The 18,366-nt window shown below is 26.0% G+C and carries 14 protein-coding genes; 12 read left to right on the top strand and 2 right to left on the bottom strand.

Annotated features, from left to right (window positions below; genetic code table 11):
• Window positions 1-2 precede the first annotated feature (2 nt).
• Window positions 3-743, top strand: a complete 741-nt coding sequence (locus BQ2505_RS07770; protein ID WP_074017346.1) for a hypothetical protein — start codon at window positions 3-5, stop codon at window positions 741-743.
• Window positions 744-926: 183 nt separating this feature from the next.
• Here the strand turns inward: BQ2505_RS07770 and BQ2505_RS07765 are convergent, their stop codons facing one another.
• Both BQ2505_RS07765 and BQ2505_RS07760 read right to left on the bottom strand, forming a co-directional pair.
• Window positions 927-2,144, bottom strand: a complete 1,218-nt coding sequence (locus BQ2505_RS07765; protein WP_074017191.1) for an FprA family A-type flavoprotein — start codon at window positions 2,142-2,144, stop codon at window positions 927-929.
• 26 nt (window positions 2,145-2,170) lie between these two features.
• Window positions 2,171-4,081, bottom strand: a complete 1,911-nt coding sequence (locus tag BQ2505_RS07760; protein WP_074017190.1) for an acyl-CoA dehydrogenase family protein — start codon at window positions 4,079-4,081, stop codon at window positions 2,171-2,173.
• A 537-nt stretch (window positions 4,082-4,618) separates the two neighbouring features.
• On the opposite strand from BQ2505_RS07760, the gene gpmA reads away from it, so the two are divergent.
• The 11 genes from gpmA (at window position 4,619) to BQ2505_RS07705 (ending at window position 18,317) form a co-directional block, all read left to right on the top strand.
• Window positions 4,619-5,305: a 2,3-diphosphoglycerate-dependent phosphoglycerate mutase gene (gpmA, locus tag BQ2505_RS07755; protein WP_074017189.1), complete on the top strand. Its 687-nt coding sequence runs from the start codon at window positions 4,619-4,621 to the stop codon at window positions 5,303-5,305.
• A gap of 19 nt (window positions 5,306-5,324) precedes the next feature.
• Window positions 5,325-5,858, top strand: coding sequence for a hypothetical protein (locus BQ2505_RS07750; protein ID WP_074017188.1), 534 nt, complete (start codon window positions 5,325-5,327; stop codon window positions 5,856-5,858).
• Window positions 5,859-5,870: 12 nt separating this feature from the next.
• Window positions 5,871-7,079 carry a tRNA(Met) cytidine acetate ligase gene (locus BQ2505_RS07745; protein WP_074017187.1) on the top strand — a complete coding sequence of 403 codons (1,209 nt, stop codon included), beginning with the start codon at window positions 5,871-5,873 and terminating at the stop codon, window positions 7,077-7,079.
• Between the two features lie 2 nt (window positions 7,080-7,081).
• The gene (locus BQ2505_RS07740; protein WP_074017186.1) at window positions 7,082-8,410 is read left to right on the top strand and encodes an MFS transporter; all 1,329 of its coding nucleotides are present in this window, start codon (window positions 7,082-7,084) and stop codon (window positions 8,408-8,410) included.
• Window positions 8,411-8,425: 15 nt separating this feature from the next.
• Window positions 8,426-9,604 carry a ComEC/Rec2 family competence protein gene (locus BQ2505_RS07735; RefSeq protein WP_074017185.1) on the top strand — a complete coding sequence of 393 codons (1,179 nt, stop codon included), beginning with the start codon at window positions 8,426-8,428 and terminating at the stop codon, window positions 9,602-9,604.
• Window positions 9,601-10,182 (top strand): IMPACT family protein, encoded by a 582-nt coding sequence (locus tag BQ2505_RS07730; protein ID WP_074017184.1) that lies wholly within the window; start codon window positions 9,601-9,603, stop codon window positions 10,180-10,182. The genes BQ2505_RS07735 and BQ2505_RS07730 overlap by 4 nt, the downstream gene beginning before the upstream one ends.
• 255 nt (window positions 10,183-10,437) lie before the next feature.
• On the top strand, window positions 10,438-11,931 hold the full coding sequence (locus BQ2505_RS07725; RefSeq protein ID WP_074017183.1) for a type I restriction-modification system subunit M: 1,494 nt from the start codon (window positions 10,438-10,440) through the stop codon (window positions 11,929-11,931).
• Window positions 11,921-13,024: a restriction endonuclease subunit S gene (locus BQ2505_RS07720; RefSeq protein ID WP_074017182.1), complete on the top strand. Its 1,104-nt coding sequence runs from the start codon at window positions 11,921-11,923 to the stop codon at window positions 13,022-13,024. The genes BQ2505_RS07725 and BQ2505_RS07720 overlap by 11 nt, the downstream gene beginning before the upstream one ends.
• A gap of 105 nt (window positions 13,025-13,129) precedes the next feature.
• A complete protein-coding gene (locus tag BQ2505_RS07715) occupies window positions 13,130-13,831 on the top strand; it encodes a Fic family protein (protein WP_143403580.1) in 702 nt (233 codons plus the stop codon).
• Between the two features lie 41 nt (window positions 13,832-13,872).
• Complete coding sequence (gene xerA / locus BQ2505_RS07710) at window positions 13,873-14,862, top strand: site-specific tyrosine recombinase/integron integrase (RefSeq protein ID WP_074017180.1); 990 nt, start codon at window positions 13,873-13,875, stop codon at window positions 14,860-14,862.
• Window positions 14,863-14,933: 71 nt separating this feature from the next.
• A complete protein-coding gene (locus tag BQ2505_RS07705; protein ID WP_074017179.1) occupies window positions 14,934-18,317 on the top strand; it encodes a DEAD/DEAH box helicase family protein in 3,384 nt (1,127 codons plus the stop codon).
• The last annotated feature ends 49 nt before the right edge of the window (window positions 18,318-18,366 follow it).

Below are 18,366 nucleotides of genomic sequence, written 5' to 3'. Positions count from 1 at the left end.
AAATGAAAAAAATATTATTTATTTTAGCAATAGTTTTTACTTTTGCATCTTGTAGTTCAACAAAAACTAAAGAAAATTTAGTACAAAAATACTCTATAACTAAAGAAGCTGCTCACAATTGGGATGTAACTATATCTCAAGTTATGGTTTCTGAAGCTAAATTACCAGATTGGTATGGAGAAGAAAATCCTATATTAAATTTAAGAAGACATGGAAGAATGACTGAAAAAGAGTATTATTTCTTAGATGCATTATCAAAAATACCTGCTGAACAAATGTCAGATGAAGACTTTGATCATTTTGTAGAAATAATGAATGGATATGTAAAAAGAATGCCTAGAAAATTTTTCTTAGAAGAAACAAATATCAAAGATCCGATAGGATTAGTAAGATATATGGTAATGTCTTCAAATTCACGTTTAGATAATCCCTCAAAATATATAAAAGAAGTTGTTGCTGATAAAGAAGAATGGGAAAAAATTGTGAATTTTTCTAAAAAAGATGATTTAAAAGAAAAAGATGTTAAAAAATTAAGAAATCTTTTATCATCTTTTATGAAAAGACCAAACTTTTTTAATGCAGATACATGGTATCAAGTAGAAGTTTCTGATAGAGTTATGCAACTAGATAATTTATCTAAAAAAGAAAATAAGACAAAGTTAGAACTAAACAATATAAATTCTAAAGCTATGTATTTAGCATATCCTCAATATTTATCCCCATTAGATAGATGGAGCAGATAATATATTAAATAAGAAAAGTCTCTTGACAGCCGTATGAGTTCTACGAGCTCAATGAACACAGGCTCTTCGAACTAATACGGACGTTGGAGACTAATTTTTGTTATTTGATTTTATGCTTTCCTATAAAATAAAAAAATGCACTTTTATTCTTTTTTAAGAATAAGAGTGCATTTTAAATTATAATTATTTATTCAAAGATTCAACCAAAGCATCAACAAGTGTATCTATTTCTTCAAGGTTAACATTGTTAGCTGCAGAAGTTAATCCAACTTTTTCATTTAAAACAGTCATTTCTTTTATTTCAGTTTCAAAGAATTCTTGTAACAAATCTCCAGATTTTCTTGCCCAAGAACCATTTTCAACTATTGCAACTGTTCTATTTTGTAAATTTAATGCTTTCATATCCATTACAAAATTATGGATAACTGGATAAATTCCTAAATTATATGTAGGAGAAGCTATAACTAAATGGCTATATTTAAAAACATTTGAAATTAAATAAGAAACATGAGTGTTAGATACATCAAACATTTTTATATTTGTAATTCCTTTTTCTGCCAATTTAGATACTAGAATTTCTACAGCATTTTCTGTATTTCCATACATTGATGCATAAGCAACTACAATCCCTTTTTCTTCAGGTTCATATCTACTCCATTTATCATATTTATCAATTAAATATCCAAAATCGTTTCTCCAAACTACCCCGTGTAAAGGACATATAAATTTAATTTTATCTACAATGGGAGCTGCTTTTTTTAATAAAAGTTGTATATGAGGTCCATATTTTCCAACAATATTTGTTAGATAACGACGTCCTTCGTCTAACCAATCTTTATCCCAATTTACTTCATCATTAAATAATCTTCCATCAAGAGACTTAAATGAACCAAAGGCATCAGCTGAGAATAAAGCACCATTAGTTGTATCAAAACTTACTAAAACTTCTGGCCAGTGAACCATAGGAGCTTCTAGGAACACAATTTCATGTTTACCAAAATTGAATTTATCTCCTTCCTTTACTTCAATTAATTGATGACTATTTATGCTTTTATATCCAAATTGTCTCATGAACATAAATCCTTTTTCAGAAGAGATTATTTTTAAATTTGGATAACGAAGAGTTAACTCTTCAATTGAACCACAATGATCAGGTTCCATATGATGTACTACTAAGTAGTCTAATTCTCTACCGTTTAATAAATATTCTATATTTTCAATATATTGTCTTGTTACAGACCAATCAACAGTATCGAAAACTACTGTTTTTTCATCTAGTAGCATATATGAATTATATGACACTCCTTCTGGGATAGGGTGTATATTTTCAAAAAGTGCAAGACGACGATCGTTTGCTCCAATCCAATAAAGATCTTTAGTTATTTTTCTAACATTATACATAAGATATCCTCCTCAATTATATTTATCTATTTAGCATCTATATATCCAGATTTTGGATCTCCACAGTCAGGACAAGTCCAATCTTCAGGTAAATCTTTAAATCTAGTTCCTGGTTTGATATCAGAATTTTCATCTCCTATTTCAGGATTATATTCATGACCACAACCACTACATACATACACATGAGGGTTATATGTAACCTTAGGTATATTTCTTTTCATTTTTTTCATAGGAGGTGCATCTTTTTTAGCTTCTCCATTATCTAATTCTTTTGTAAGTAAAGGTAAAATTTCTGTTACATCTCCAACTATTCCATAGTCGGCATTTTTGAATATTGGTGCATTTGCATTTGTGTTTATAGCAACGATTGTTGTTGCATCTTTAATTCCTTTTAGATGTTGTAAAGCCCCTGAAATTCCACAAGCTATATAAAGATTTCCCATAAATTTTTGTCCAGACATTCCTACATAACGATCAAGTGGCAAATATTGTAATGTTTCTGCTACTGGTCTAGAGCAGCCAACTGAAGCACCTGCTTGTTGAGCTAATTTTTCAATTAGCTTCATATTTTTCTTATCTCCAATTCCTTTACCGGCACTTACAACTCTTTCAGATTTTCCAATTGGAGTGTCAAGAGGAATACCAACAGTAAAATCATAGCCATCTGCTTTTAGTGCAGCAACTAGTGCAACAACTTTATCTTTAGCAGATCCATCTTTAAAAATTATATTCTTTCTAGGTCCTGTAACTGGGCCTTTTTTCTTTTTAGCAACTGCTACTGCATCTGATTTAGGAGCTTTTCCTATTAAATGAGCTGCTATAACAACTCTTTGAATTTCGTTTGTTCCTTCATAAATAGTAGTGATTTTTGCATCTCTGTATGCTCTTTCTACTTCCATTCCTTTTAAGTATCCAGAACCTCCAAATATTTGTAATGCATCATTAACTACTTCAAGAGCTATATCAGAAGCATATTGTTTAGCCATAGCAGATTCCATTCCATAAGGTTCGTGGTGTTCTTTTAATTCAGCAGCACTATATATTAAAAATCTAGCTGTTCTTAGTTTAGTTGCCATATCAGCAAGTTTAAATGAAACAGCTTGTTGGAAAGCTATTGGTTTTCCAAATTGTTCTCTTTCTTTTGCATATTCAAGAGCATGTTCAAAAGCTCCTTGTGCAATTCCTAGTGCTTGTGCAGCTATACCTATACGTCCTCCATCAAGAGTAGACATAGCTATTTTAAATCCTTCTCCTTCTTTTCCTAAAAGATTTTCTTTAGGAACTTTAACATTATTAAATAATAATTGACAAGTTGAAGATGAACGGATACCTAATTTATCATAGTGATCTCCAAATGTAAATCCTTCCCAACCTTTTTCAACAATAAAGGCACTTATACCTTTTGTTCCAATATCAGGAGTAGTAACAGCAAAAACTACATAAGTTTCTGCAACATCAGCATTTGTTATAAAGATTTTTTCACCATTTAATATATAGTAATCTCCTTCTTTGACAGCAGTTGTTTCAGTTCCACCAGCATCTGAACCAGCATTAGGTTCTGTTAAACCGAATGCTCCTAATTTTTCCCCTTTAGCTAATGGTGTAAGATATTTTTTCTTTTGTTCTTCTGTACCAAAAGCATATATAGGATATGAACCTAATGATACATGAGCAGATAGAATAACTCCTGTTCCACCGTCAACTCTAGATAGTTCTTCAACAGCTATAGCATAACTTAAAATATCTTTTCCTGCTCCACCGTATTCCTTTGGATAAGGTAAGCCCATAAATCCCATTTTTCCAAATTTCTTAATCGCTTCGTGTGGGAATTTGTTTTCTTTGTCAAGTATTGCTGCAATAGGTTTAATTTCTGTTTCAACAAATTCTCTAACTTGCATACGAAGTGTTTCATGTTCTTCAGTCGTCTTAAATAACATATAAAAACCTCCTTAAATATAGTTAAAAAATTACAAATAATTGTGTTAAAAGCAAACAGTAAAATTGAATTAAAAATAAGTTTCAAAAAAACTTTACTTATTGAGTTTATTATAATACTTTAAATATATAAAGTCAACTAAATAAATTAGATATTATTTTGTATATATTTATATTAAGTGCAACATTATAAATTGATTTTTTATTATATAAGAAAGTATAATTTTAAATATTAAAATTAGTCTCTTGACAGCCGTATGAGTTCTACGAGCTCAATGAATACAGGCTCTTCGAACTAATACGGACGTCAACTTTATTTATTTTAGGAAAGTATAAAATTAAATACTAAAAGCGCTGTCAGGAGATTCTATTTATTCTATAGATAAGATTTTAGCTACAGTGCAAAAAAAGAAAAATTATTTATCAAAATAGAGAAATAAAAAATCATAAATAAATAATGATTAAAAAATATTTGAAATGTTATAGTATATATAGTAAAATATTTTAAATTAATAAAAAATAAATTTTAGGAGGCAATAATGAAATTAGTTTTAATTCGTCATGGAGAAAGTCAATGGAATTTAGAAAATAGATTTACAGGGTGGAAAGATGTAGATTTAAGCCCTAAAGGAACAGAAGAAGCTAAAGCAGCTGGAAGAGCTTTAAAAGAAATGGGATTAGTTTTTGATGTAGCTTATACTTCATACTTAAAAAGAGCTATAAAAACTTTAAACTATGTTTTAGAAGAAATGGATGAATTATATATTCCTGTAAATAAATCTTGGAGACTAAATGAAAGACACTACGGTGCTTTACAAGGATTGAATAAAGCTGAAACTGCAAAAAAATATGGAGATGAACAAGTTCATATTTGGAGAAGAAGTTTTGATATTAATCCACCAGCAATAGATGAAAACAGTGAATATTATCCAAAGTCAGATAGAAGATATGCAGATGTACCTGATGCAGAAATTCCTATGGGAGAAAGTTTAAAAGACACTATAGCAAGAGTATTACCTTATTGGCATTCAGATATTTCTAAAAGTTTAGAAGCTGGAAAGAATGTTATAGTTGCTGCTCATGGAAATAGTTTGAGAGCATTAATAAAATATTTATTAAATATATCTGATGATGAAATACTAAACTTAAATTTAACTACTGGAAAACCATTAGTTTTTGAAATAGATAAAGATTTAAAAGTTTTAAAAGCACCTGAATTATTCTAATTTAAAGAGAGGTATAAAAATGAAAAAGTTATTATTGACAACTTTCTTAGTTATAGGGAGCTTAACTTATTCGGAAACAAAAAATCTACCAGATAATGTTGACAGAGCTATTCGTGGAGCTGTTTCTACTTATTCAGGTTCAGATAGAAGAGACAACTATGATTGGTATAAAGATTCTTATTTTGAGATGATGGAAAGATTAGATAAATCTGGGATACCTAATACAGATAAAGAGGTAATTGTAAAAAGATTAACTTCTATGTATGGAGCAAACTATCCTAAACAATTATCTAGAGTTAATGATGAAATTGCAGATTATCAAAATTTAGTTACCAGAATAAAAGAAGAACAACTTGCAGTTCAACAAAAAATTGAAAACGAAAATAAGAAGAATAAAGAAGAAATAGAAAATATAGTTTCTGAATCTGGAATAGCTCAAAAAGAGTTAGAAAAAATCCAAGAGTATGCAAGAACAGAATATCCTAATGACTATACATCACAAAAAGCATATATTCAAGGAGCTATTAGAATATATAAAGAATTAAAGAAATAACAAGGAGTTAATATGTTTGAAAATGTAGTTGGCTTAGTGGTTGAATATAATCCTTTTCATAATGGGCATCTACATCATATTAACGAGATTAACAAACTTTTTCAAAATAATATAAAAATTGCAGTTATGAGTGGAGATTTTGTTCAAAGAGGAGAGCCATCTTTGATTAATAAAATTGAGAAAACAAAAATAGCTTTATCTCAAGGACTAGATATTGTAGTAGAGTTACCAGTTTTTTATTCAACTCAGAGTGCTGAGCTCTTTGCAAGAGGAGCTATTGGAACTCTAGATAAACTTTTTTGTAATAAATTAGTATTTGGTTCAGAAAATAATGATATTCAAAAATTAATGGCTATAAAATATGAAACTGATAGTAAGGAGTTTCAAGAAAAAATAAAATCATTTTTGAAGGAAGGATTATCATACCCAAATGCTTTTTCAAATGCAATTAATAACTTGAATTTAAAGTCCAACGACATTTTAGGTCTTGAGTATCTAAGGTCGTTAGACTTTTTTAATTCTAAAATAGTTCCATATACAATAAAAAGAGAAAAAGTTGGTTATTATGATGGAGAAATAGATAATTTAGCAAGTGCTTCTTATATTAGAAAGACATTATTTTCATTTTTTTCAGAAGATAACAATATAGAAATAAAAGAAGAATTAGAGAATTTAAAAAAGCTTATGCCTATATATTCTTTTGAAGTTTTAAAAGAAAATATAGAAAAAATTTTAGATTTAAAAAAATTTTATGATATTATAAAATATAAAATTCTAACAGATTTTGATTCTCTAAAGGATATTCAAGATATGGAAGTTGGTTTAGAAAATAGAATTTATAAGTGTTGTTTAGAAAATTTGTCTTTCGATGAATTTTTTAATAAAGTTCTTACAAAGAGATTAACTGTATCAAGATTACAAAGAATTTTAATTCATATTTTATTAAAATTAGATAAAAATATAACTGAGAGAGTAAAAAAAGATATTCCTTTTGTAAAAATTTTAGGATTTTCTCAAAAAGGACAAGAATATTTAAACTATTTAAAGAAAAAAGATGTCTATAAAAATAATAAAATTCTTACATCAAATAGAAATATAAAAGAAATTTTAAGTGATGAAGAATTAAAATTATTTGAGTACAATGAAATGTGTTCTAATATTTATCAGATAAAAAGTAGTTATAAATCTATTTCTTATCCGATAATTATTGACAAGGAGTGATTATGAAAAAACTTACAACAAAAATACAAATTCTATATGCTTTAGGAGTGAGCTATGCCATAGTAGATCAAATTTTTGCACAGTGGATACTGTATTTTTATTTACCACCGGAAAGTTCAGGATTAAAGCCAGTAATGGCACCAATTTTTATTTCATTAGCTTTAGCTATTTCTAGATTTGTAGATATGATAACAGATCCTTTGGTTGGTTTTCTTTCTGATAAGTTTAATAGCAAGTATGGAAGAAGAATTCCTTTTGTTGCTGTAGGGACAATTCCCTTAATATTGTCAACAATAGCATTCTTTTATCCACCAAGAGGTAATGATACAGCAAGTTTTTATTATTTGATGATAGTTGGATCTTTGTTCTTTACATTTTATACTATTGTTGGAGCACCATATAATGCATTGATTCCAGAAATAGGAAGAACAGCTGAGGATAGATTAAATTTATCAACTTGGCAGTCTGTATTTAGATTGTCATATACAGCAATAGCTATAATACTTCCAGGAATGTTAATCAAAGCTATTGGTGGTAATGATGTTCAATTTGGAATAAGGGGAATGATTTTAGCTCTTTGTGTAATAGTTTTTATAGGACTTGCTATAACTGTTTTTACTGTTAAAGAGAGAGATTACTCAACGGGAGAAGTTTCAAATGTCAGCTTTAAAGATACAATAGGAATTATTTTAAAAAATAGAAATTTTATTTTATATTTATTTGGAATGTTATTTTTCTTTATAGGATTTAATAATTTAAGAGCAATTATGAATTATTATGTTGAAGATATTATGGGTTATGGGAAACAAGCAATAACACTTGCATCTGCAATACTATTTGGAATGTCAGCACTTTGTTTTTATCCAACAAATAAATTATCTAAAAAATATGGATACAGAAAAATTATGTTGTATTGCTTAGCTATGCTTATAGTTGTAACATTTTTATTATATTTTTTAGGAAAAATTATTCCAGAAAGTTTTGGATTTGTTTTATTTGGTCTGATGGGAATACCTTTAGCTGGAGCAGCTTTTATATTTCCACCTGCTATGCTTAGTGAAATAAGTAGTCAAATAAGTGAAGAAAGTGGAGCTAGAATAGAAGGTATATCTTTTGGAATACAAGGTTTCTTTATGAAGATGTCATTTTTGATTTCAATAGTAAGTTTACCTATAATATTAGTTATGGGAAATGATGTTAACATTCTATCTGCAATAACTAGTGGAGTTTCAAAAGTTGAAAAAAGTGGAATTTATTTATCTGCTTTGAGCTCTGTATTTTTCTTTGTGATTTCTTTTATTTTTTATTATAAATATGAAGAAAAAAAATAAAACAGGAGACTGATTATGAAAAAGTTATTTATAATTATGTTTTTATCTATTGCTTTTATGCTTAGATTTTCTACAGCAATTAGAATAACAGAAATTTTTCAGAAAGAAGTTTATAAAATAGAATTGAATGTAGAAGATGGAAAAGCTAAAATTTTAAAAATTAATGGGAAGTATCCTTTAAAAAAATATTATGCCAGAATAAATTTAAAAGAAAATGGTCATTATTTAGGATATTATCAGATTCAATCTATAAAATATTATAACGATTTAAGTTTTTTGAATTTAGAAGAAATAAAATCACAAAAAATAGAAGGAAATTTTTTTGAAAAGTATTTATCAAATGTTTTTGAAAGACTAGAAAAAAATTATTATTATTCCATAAAAAATATGAATAGGGCAATTTTATTGGGAGATAACACTCGAATAAAAAAAGATTTACAGGAAAAAATAAGATATATTGGACTTTCTCATATGTTTGCTATGTCTGGTTTACATATTGGCTTAGTTGTGAGTATATTTTATTTTTTCTTTAAAAAATTTTTTAATAATAAAAAAATAATAGAAATAGTTTTATTGATAACAACAACGATATACTATTTTTCAGTAAAGGAAAGTCCATCGTTTACTAGGGCATATATAATGGTTATTATTTATATTTTTGGAAAAATATTATACGAAAAAGTGGATATGGAAAAGACACTTTTTATTAGTGCTTATATTTCTGCTATGATAAATCCAACAGTTATTTTTTCAATTTCATTTCAATTATCTTACTTAGCAATGATTTCTATTATTTACATATATCCGATTGCTAGAAAGATAAATTTAAAAAGATTTAAAGTATTAGATTATCTCATTTTTACTCTCAGTATACAATTATTTTTAGCTCCAATTACAGTATATTATTTTGAAACTATTCCATTCTTATCAATTTTTTCTAACTTATTAATACTACCTTTAGCAACATTTTATATTTCATTAAATTATATAGCATTATTTTTAGAAAATTTTTATTTAGGCTTTATTTTAAGTCCTTTTATAAAAGTTTTGTATTATATATTGGAGTATCTAATAAAAGTATTTTCAGATGTTCCGTATATGTCTCTAACTTACTCCAACCCAAAATTGCTATATGTTTATATATTAATAAGTATTGTAATTATAGTTAAAAAATATCAAAAGGTGAATAAATGAAAACAATAAAAAATGAAACAAACATAGAATTTGAAGAAAAAAAATCTCGCTTTATAGGGTATGTAAAACCAGTACAAACTAAGGAAGAAGCAGAAGATTTTATAAATTATATAAAAAACAAACATAAAGATGCAACTCATAACTGTTCGGCATATAAGATAACTAACAATGGTTTAGAATTTTTTAAGGTTGATGATGATGGAGAGCCTAGTGGAACAGCAGGAAAACCAATTGGAGAAATAATAACATATATGGGAGTAACTAATTTGGTTGTCGTTGTAACAAGGTATTTTGGTGGAATAAAGTTAGGAGCTGGAGGACTGGTAAGAAATTATGCAAAAGGAGCTAAACTTTCTATAAGTGAAAGTGAGATAGTTGATTTTGTTGAAAAAATAAATCTTATGTTAGAGTTGCCTTATGAAAAATTATCTGAATTTGAAAAAGTTTTAGAAGATTATGAGGTTGATAATGTAGAAAAATCTTTTTTAGATAAGGTGATTGTAAAAATAAAGATAGATAAAAGTTTTTATGAAAATATAAAAAAATATTTGTATATTAATATTTTAGATATTTTTTAATTTATGTTATAATATAACACAATAGATAAATTTTAGTTTACTAAATTTGTTTATTGTGTTTCTTTTTATTTTAGGAAAGTATAAAATTAAATAGCAAAAATTAGTCTCTTGACAGCCGTATGAGTTCTACGAGCTCAATGAACACAGGCTCTTCAAACTAATACGGACGTCAGAGACTTTATTATTTTATATAAAAATAAAGTAAATTTTAATAATTTGTCAAACTATTAAAATTGATAATATGGAGGGGGATAAATGATTACTGGCGAAATTAAAAACAAAGTTGATAGAATGTGGGAGTATTTCTGGGTTGGCGGTTTAACAAACCCTGTTGATGTAATAGAACAACTTACCTATCTTATTTTTATGAAGAGATTAGATCAAGAAGAACAAAGAAAAGAAAAAGAAAAACAACTTGCAAGTATTTTTGGAAATATTGATGAAAAATTTATTTTCGATGAAAAACATCAAGATATTAGATGGAGTAATCTTATACAATTAGGTGACCCTAAACAATTATACGATAAGGTTAGAAATGAAGCTTTTGAATTTATAAAAAAATTAGATGAAGATAAAGATAGTGTGTTTTCTCAATATATGGAAAATGCTATTTTTAAAGTTCCTACACCAGCTGTTTTACAAAATACAATGGATACTATTGAAGAAATATTTAATAATCCTCAAATGGTTGAAGATAAAGATACTAAAGGGGATTTATACGAATATTTACTTTCTAAATTATCAACTTCTGGTAAAAATGGACAATTTAGAACACCTAAACATATTATAAATATGATGGTTGAACTTATGAAACCAACTGTTGATGATAAAATAATCGACCCTGCTTGTGGAACATCTGGATTCTTAGTAAGTTCAATAGAATATATAAAGAAAAATTTCAGAGATATTTTAGCAACTTCTCCAGAGATTTTGAAATATTTTTCAACTTCTATGATACATGGAAATGATACCGATGCAACAATGTTAGGTATTTCAGCAATGAACTTATTACTTCATGATATGAAAACACCTAAATTAAAAAGAATAGATTCACTTTCAACAGATTATAGTGAAGAAAATGATTATACATTAATCCTTGCTAATCCACCATTTAAGGGAAGTGTTGATGAATCTCTACTTTCTAATACACTAACAAGAGTAGTAAAAACTAAAAAAACAGAATTATTATTCATTGCTTTATTTTTAAGACTTTTAAAAATAGGAGGAAGAGGAGCTGTTATTGTTCCTGATGGAGTATTGTTTGGAGCTTCAAATGCACATAAAAATTTAAGAAAAGAATTAATTGAAAATAATCAATTAGAAGCTGTTATTTCTATGCCAAGTGGAGTGTTTAAACCTTATGCTGGGGTATCAACAGGTATTTTAATTTTTACTAAAACTGGAAATGGTGGAACAGATAATGTTTGGTTTTATGATATGACAGCTGATGGATATTCACTTGATGATAAAAGAAATCCTGTTGAAGAAAATGATATTCCAGATATTATAGAAAGATTTACTAACTTAGAAAGTGAAAAAGATAGAAAAAGAACTGATAAATCTTTCTTTGTTTCTAAACAAGAAATAGTTGATAATGACTATGATTTATCAATTAATAAATATAAAGAAATTGTTTATGAAAAAGTTGAATATGAAGAACCTAAAGTTATTTTAGAAAAATTAGAAGAACTTTCAAAATCTATTGATGAAAAGTTGAAAGAATTAAAAGTGATGCTAGATGAAGAATAAAGTAAAATTAGGTGAACTAGTAAATATAAAAACTGGAAAGTTAGATGCTAATGCTGCTAATAACAAAGGAAAATATCCATTTTTTACAACATCAGAAGAAACTTTTAAAATAGATACATATGCTTATGATGATGAAGCAGTTTTAGTTGCTGGGAATGGAAATTTAAATGTAAAATATTTTTATGGGAAATTTAATGCCTATCAACGAACATATATTTTAACAAAAAAAGAAAATCTAAAAGTTAATATAAAATATATTTACTATTTTTTAGATAAATATTTAGAAACCTTGCGTTCTGTATCAATAGGTGGAGTAATAAAATACATAAAATTAGAAAACCTTATAAATCCTGTTTTAGATTTACCAACAATAGAAATCCAAAATAAAATTGTTAAGAAACTAGATACTTTAAAAGAAGTTTTAGATATGTATGAAAAAAAAATAAATCTTTTATCTAATTTTAACAAATCTTTATTTACTATGATGTTTGGTGATATAAAAACTAATGATAAAAATTGGGAAATTAAAAAATTAGGAGAAGTCGTACAAACTCAATATGGAACTAGTAAAAAGGCAACTTCTATAGTAGGTGAATTTCCTATTTTAAGAATGAATAATATAACATATTCTGGTGAAATGGATTATAAGGATTTAAAATATATAGAACTTAGTGATAGTGAAAAAGAAAAATTTTTATTAAAAAAAGGGGAATTATTATTTAATAGAACTAACAGTAAAGAGTTAGTAGGAAAGACAGGTTTATTTAATTTAGATATTCCTATGGCTTTTGCTGGTTATCTAATAAGAATAAAACCTTCTAATCTAATTCATTCTAAATTTTTATTATTTTTTATGAATAGTGAATTTATGAAAAAACTATTATACAATAAAGCTAAAAATATTGTTGGAATGGCAAATATTAATGCAAAAGAATTAGAAGATTTTTCTATAATATTACCTCCAATAGAATTACAAAATAAATTTGCTGAAAAAGTAGAAAAAATTGAAAAATTGAAATTTGAAATTGAAAAATCTATAGAAATAGCTCAAAATTTATATGATAGTTTAATATCTAAATATTTTGATAATTAATTTTTCATAAAAATATTTCAAAAAGACTCCACTACTTATTGAAATTTATCATTTCAGCAATTATTTTAAAACCTTATAAAACTACGATAAATAAAGGAGTTAAAGGTGTTTAATTTATTAACTAACTTCTTTAAAGACTATATAGAAGATTTAAATATAAGGATAACTTATCATTCAAATGCAATTGAAGGAAATACATTAACATTAAATGAAACTGCAACTATTATTTTAGATGATATTATTCCCAATGCAATGTCTAAGAGAGAATTTTTAGAAGTTTTAAAACATTCAGATGCTTTAAAATTTTTACTAGCTGAATTACAGAATAATACAATAGATATTTATATGATAAAAGAAATTAACAAAATTTTATTGAATAGATTAAATCATAATGCTGGAAATTTTAAAACTGATTATAACTATATAAGAGGAGCAAATTTTGAAACAGCAAGTCCAAGTGAAACTCCATATAAAATGAATGAATGGTTTGAAAATATGAATTTTCAATTGAAAAAATCTTATTCTGATAGAGAAAAATTAAAAATAATTCTTGAATATCATATAAAATTTGAGAGAATACATCCTTTTTCTGATGGGAATGGAAGAACAGGAAGATTAATTATGCTTGCTTTAATGTTAGAAAATAACTTAACTCCTTTTGTTATTACAGTAGAAAATAGAGCAAAATATATGAGTATTTTAAGAAATCAAGATATTGAAACTTTCATATCTTTAGTAGAACCATTGATAGAGGAAGAAAAAAAGAGAATTTTAGGATTTAAAAATTCATCAAATTTACAAATATGAATATGATAAAATTAAAGTATAATATTTTAGGAGGAATAAAAATGGTAGATACTTTAATTTTAGACATAAAACAAGCTATGTCTTCAACATTAACAAATGGTCAAATGGAAAAATTACATAAGGTGCTTGCACATTATTTATATGATTTAGAAATTGTAAAAAAAGAAGGTGCTGATATAGATGAAAAGCAAAATATTGAATATTTAGAAGCTTTTTTATCAGCTAAACATGTTGAAGGTTGTTCAAGAAAATCATTAAAATACTATAAGGCAACAATAGAAAACTTATTTAAAAAAATAGAGAAGTCTATTAAACATATTACAACAAATGATTTAAGAGAATATTTAGATAATTATCAAAAAGAAGGAAATGCAAGTAAAATAACAATAGATAATATTAGAAGAATTTTTTCAAGCTTTTTTGCTTGGCTTGAAGAGGAAGACTATATTTTAAAAAGCCCTGTTAGAAGAATACATAAAGTAAAAACAGGAACAGTAGTAAAAGAAACTTATTCTGATGAAGCAATGGAAATTATGAGAGATAATTGTAAATCTTTGAGAGATTTAGCTATTATTGATATTTTAGCTTCAACAGGAATGAGAGTTGGAGAATTGGTAAAATTAAATATAGAAGATATTGATTTTGAAGGAAGAGAATGTGTTGTATTTGGAAAGGGAGATAAAGAAAGAAAGGTATATTTTGATGCAAGAACTAAAATTCATCTGCATAATTATTTGAAAACAAGAGATGATGATAATTCTGCACTTTTTGTTTCTCTTTTAAAGCCACATAAAAGATTGCAAATTAGTGGTGTTGAAATAATGCTTAGAGAACTTGGGAAAAAATTAAATATTACTAAGGTACACCCACATAAATTTAGACGAACTTTAGCAACAAAAGCAATAGATAAGGGTATGCCTATAGAACAAGTTCAACAATTATTAGGACATCAAAAAATAGATACTACTTTGCAATATGCAATGGTTAGCCAAAATAATGTAAAAATTTCACATAGAAAATATATTGGTTAAGTTGTTAAGTTAAAATGTTTCTTCAATTTCAAATAAATTTATTTAAAACATCAAGAGGGGGAACAAAATTAATGAGTAATTTTGATTTTTTAAAAGATGAGTTTGTAGATTTATATGAACTGTGTTTAGAAGCTGAAAAAAATTGTTATATCAAGCCTAGGACAAGTGCTATTTACTCAAGATTGGCACTTGAATTTTGTGTTGCCCTAGTATATAAATTTGAAAATATTCAGACTTCATATACTGGACTTTCTTTAAATGAACTTATCAATAAAAGAGAATTTAAAGATTTATTTCAAAATGATAGTCAAGTAGCAGGTCTCAATCTTATTAGAAAATTTGGTAATGATGCTGCTCATATGTTAAAAAATATAATTACTGATACAAATAAAAACCTATCTTTAAGCAAAGATATTGCTTTAAATTGTTTAAAAGGAATTTTTGATTTTACAATTTGGATAGCTTATTGTTATGGAAATACTCTAAAAAGTGATGATATAAAATTTGATGAAAAATATATTATAAATTCATCATTTAAAGAAGAAAACATAAATGATATTAAGATAACAGATGATGATGTAAAAAATAATATCGAAAAAATAGAGGAAGTACCTATTAAAAAACGTAATACAAAAATAAACAATAGTAACTTTTCTGAAAAAGAAACTAGAAAATTGTTTATAGATTTCTTGCTTATGAAAGCAGGTTGGAATGTAAATGATAGGAATATGGTTGAATATGAGGTTGAAGGATTAAAAAGTACAGGCTCTGGAAAAGGAAATGTAGATTATATTTTATGGGGAGACTCTACTTTTCCACTTGCAATAATAGAAGCTAAAAAAACTTCATGTAATGCAAAAAAAGGAGAATTTCAAGCTTTAGAATATGCAGAAGCCTTAGAGAAAAAATTCAATTTCTTTCCAATAAGATTTGTTACTAATGGTTTTGAAATTTTTATATATGAGAATAAAAATTCAATCCCTAGAAGAGTATATGGTTTTTATAGAAAAGAAGAACTTTTAAAAATTGTAGCTAGAAGGAATAAAAAGATTACTTCAAATGATATTTCTATAAATGAAAAAATAATAAATAGATATTATCAAGAGAGAGCTGTAAAAAAAGCGATAGAAAATTATATTTCAGGGAATAGAAAATCTTTACTTGTTATGGCAACAGGTTCTGGGAAAACAAGAGTCGCTATTTCAGTTGTAGACTGTTTGTCAAAATTAAATATGGTTAAAAGAACTTTATTTTTAGCGGATAGAGTAGCTCTTGTTAAACAAGCATTAAATAGTTTTAAAAATTCTTTACCTGACTATACTTTTGTTGATTTAGTATCAGAAAAAGATAGAGATAATGCAAAAATTGTATTTTCAACTTATCAAACAATGATGACGGAATCAGAAAAAAGTAGAGAGGATGGAACTAATAAATATGGAGTAGGAGCATTTGATTTAATTATCGTTGATGAAGCACATAGAAGTATTTATCAAAAATACGGAGATTTATTTGAATATTTTGATAGCTTAATTTTAGGACTTACTGCAACTCCAAAAAATGAAATAGATAGAAATACATTTAAAGTTTTTGATATGAATTCAAAAGAACCTACAGACTCTTATGATTTATTTGAAGCAGCAAAAGATGAGTTTTTATTATTGCCTAACATTAGAGAAATATCTTTAAATTATCCTGAAAATGGAATAGTTTATAGTAAACTTTCAGAAGAAGAAAAAGAAAAATATGAAAGTCTTTTTGATGAAGAAGATAATATACCGGAAGAAATTTCTGGAGATAGTTTAAATTCGTGGTTTTTTAATGAAGGAACAACCAGTAAAGTGCTTACTACTCTTATGGAAGAAGGCTATAAAATTGAATCTGGAGATAAATTAGGAAAAACTATAATATTTGCTAAAAACGATAAACATGCTGAGCATATTGTAGAAACTTTTAATAAATTATATAAAAATCTTGATGGAGAATTTTGTCAAAAGATAACAACAAAAGTTGAAAAAGCACAAACATTAATAGAAAGATTTGTTAATCCTAATAGTCTTCCTCAAATAGCTGTATCTGTAGATATGCTTGATACAGGGATAGATATTCCCCAAATATTAAATTTAGTTTTTTATAAAAAAGTTAAATCAAAAGCTAAATTTTGGCAAATGATAGGTAGAGGTACAAGAAAGTGTAAAGATATATATGGAGTTGGTCAAGACAAGAAGGATTTTTTAATTTTGGATTTTTGTAGAAATTTCTCATATTTTGAAATGAAAGATAGCTTTGATGAAGATAATACAAAATTAGGAAAATCATTATCTAGCAGAATTTTTGAAAATAAAATTAAAATGATTTACAAACTTCAAAATTTAGAATATCAAATGGATGAAAACTATAAAAAACTTTGGGAAGATTTAGTGAGTGAAATATATGATTTAATAGCTTCTTTAAATGAAGAGAATATCTCAGTAAGAACTAAAATTTCTTATGTAAAAAAATATAAAAATATTGATGTCTTAAAAAATTTAGAAGAAAAAGATGTTGATGAAATTATAAAAAATCTAAGCTCTTTGCCTTTCTCTCTTAAAGAAAAAACTGAGATGGAGAAGAAATTTGAAAATCTCATTTTAAAAATTCAACTTAAATTATTTGATAATAAAAAAGTAGAAAATGAAAAAATGGAGATTTCTGATATTGCAAAAGGTTTGGCAAAGAAGGGAACTATAAAAGAAATTCAAAAGAATGCTAACTATATTATGAAAATAATAAAAGAGGAAAATTATCTAAAAAATATTGATATTTTAGAATTAAAAAATTTAAAGGATATTATTGAACCATTAACAATATTTTTAGATACTGATGGAAAACATTTAAATTATGTTGTAGGAGATTTTGAGGATGCATATATCTCTACAGAAGTAAAAGATATAAATATTTTTGCTTCTGCATATATTAATTCTAAAGAAAAGTTTCAAAAATACTTGGATAAAAATAAAGAACTTCTTTCTATAAAGAAATTAAGAAACAATATAGAATTAGATGAAGAAGATTTAAAAGAACTAAGACAACTTCTATATAGTAATGAAGAAGTTAGTCTTAAAAATCTAAAAAATGAAAATAACTCTGAAATTGAAAAAATATCTAATCTCTATGGTAAAAATGAAAGTTTTGGTATTTTTATTCGTTCTTTGGTTGGTTTAGATAGAGAAGCTATTAACAAAGAATTTTCTGAATTTTTAAATACTGAAAAGTTCAACTCTAATCAAATTGAATTGATCAATTTAATAATTGAAAATATAGTAAAATATGGAGCTTACTCTAAAAGTGAAATTCCTAAACTTTCAAATGATATTTTAGGGAAATCAATTGATAATATTTTTACAGATAGGAATGATTTACAAAAAATAGTTGACATTATAGATAAAATAAACTCTAATGTACCTAAGTTACTTTAAAACTTTAGTAAGAGAACTTTTATCTTTAAAAAGATATCAATTTTCTTTC

Origin of the sequence: Fusobacterium massiliense (assembly GCF_900095705.1) — a bacterium.
Classification (GTDB): Bacteria; Fusobacteriota; Fusobacteriia; order Fusobacteriales; family Fusobacteriaceae; genus Fusobacterium; species Fusobacterium massiliense.
The sequence above is the reverse complement of the archived record's forward strand: the minus strand, read 5'-3'. Positions and strand labels throughout refer to the sequence as shown.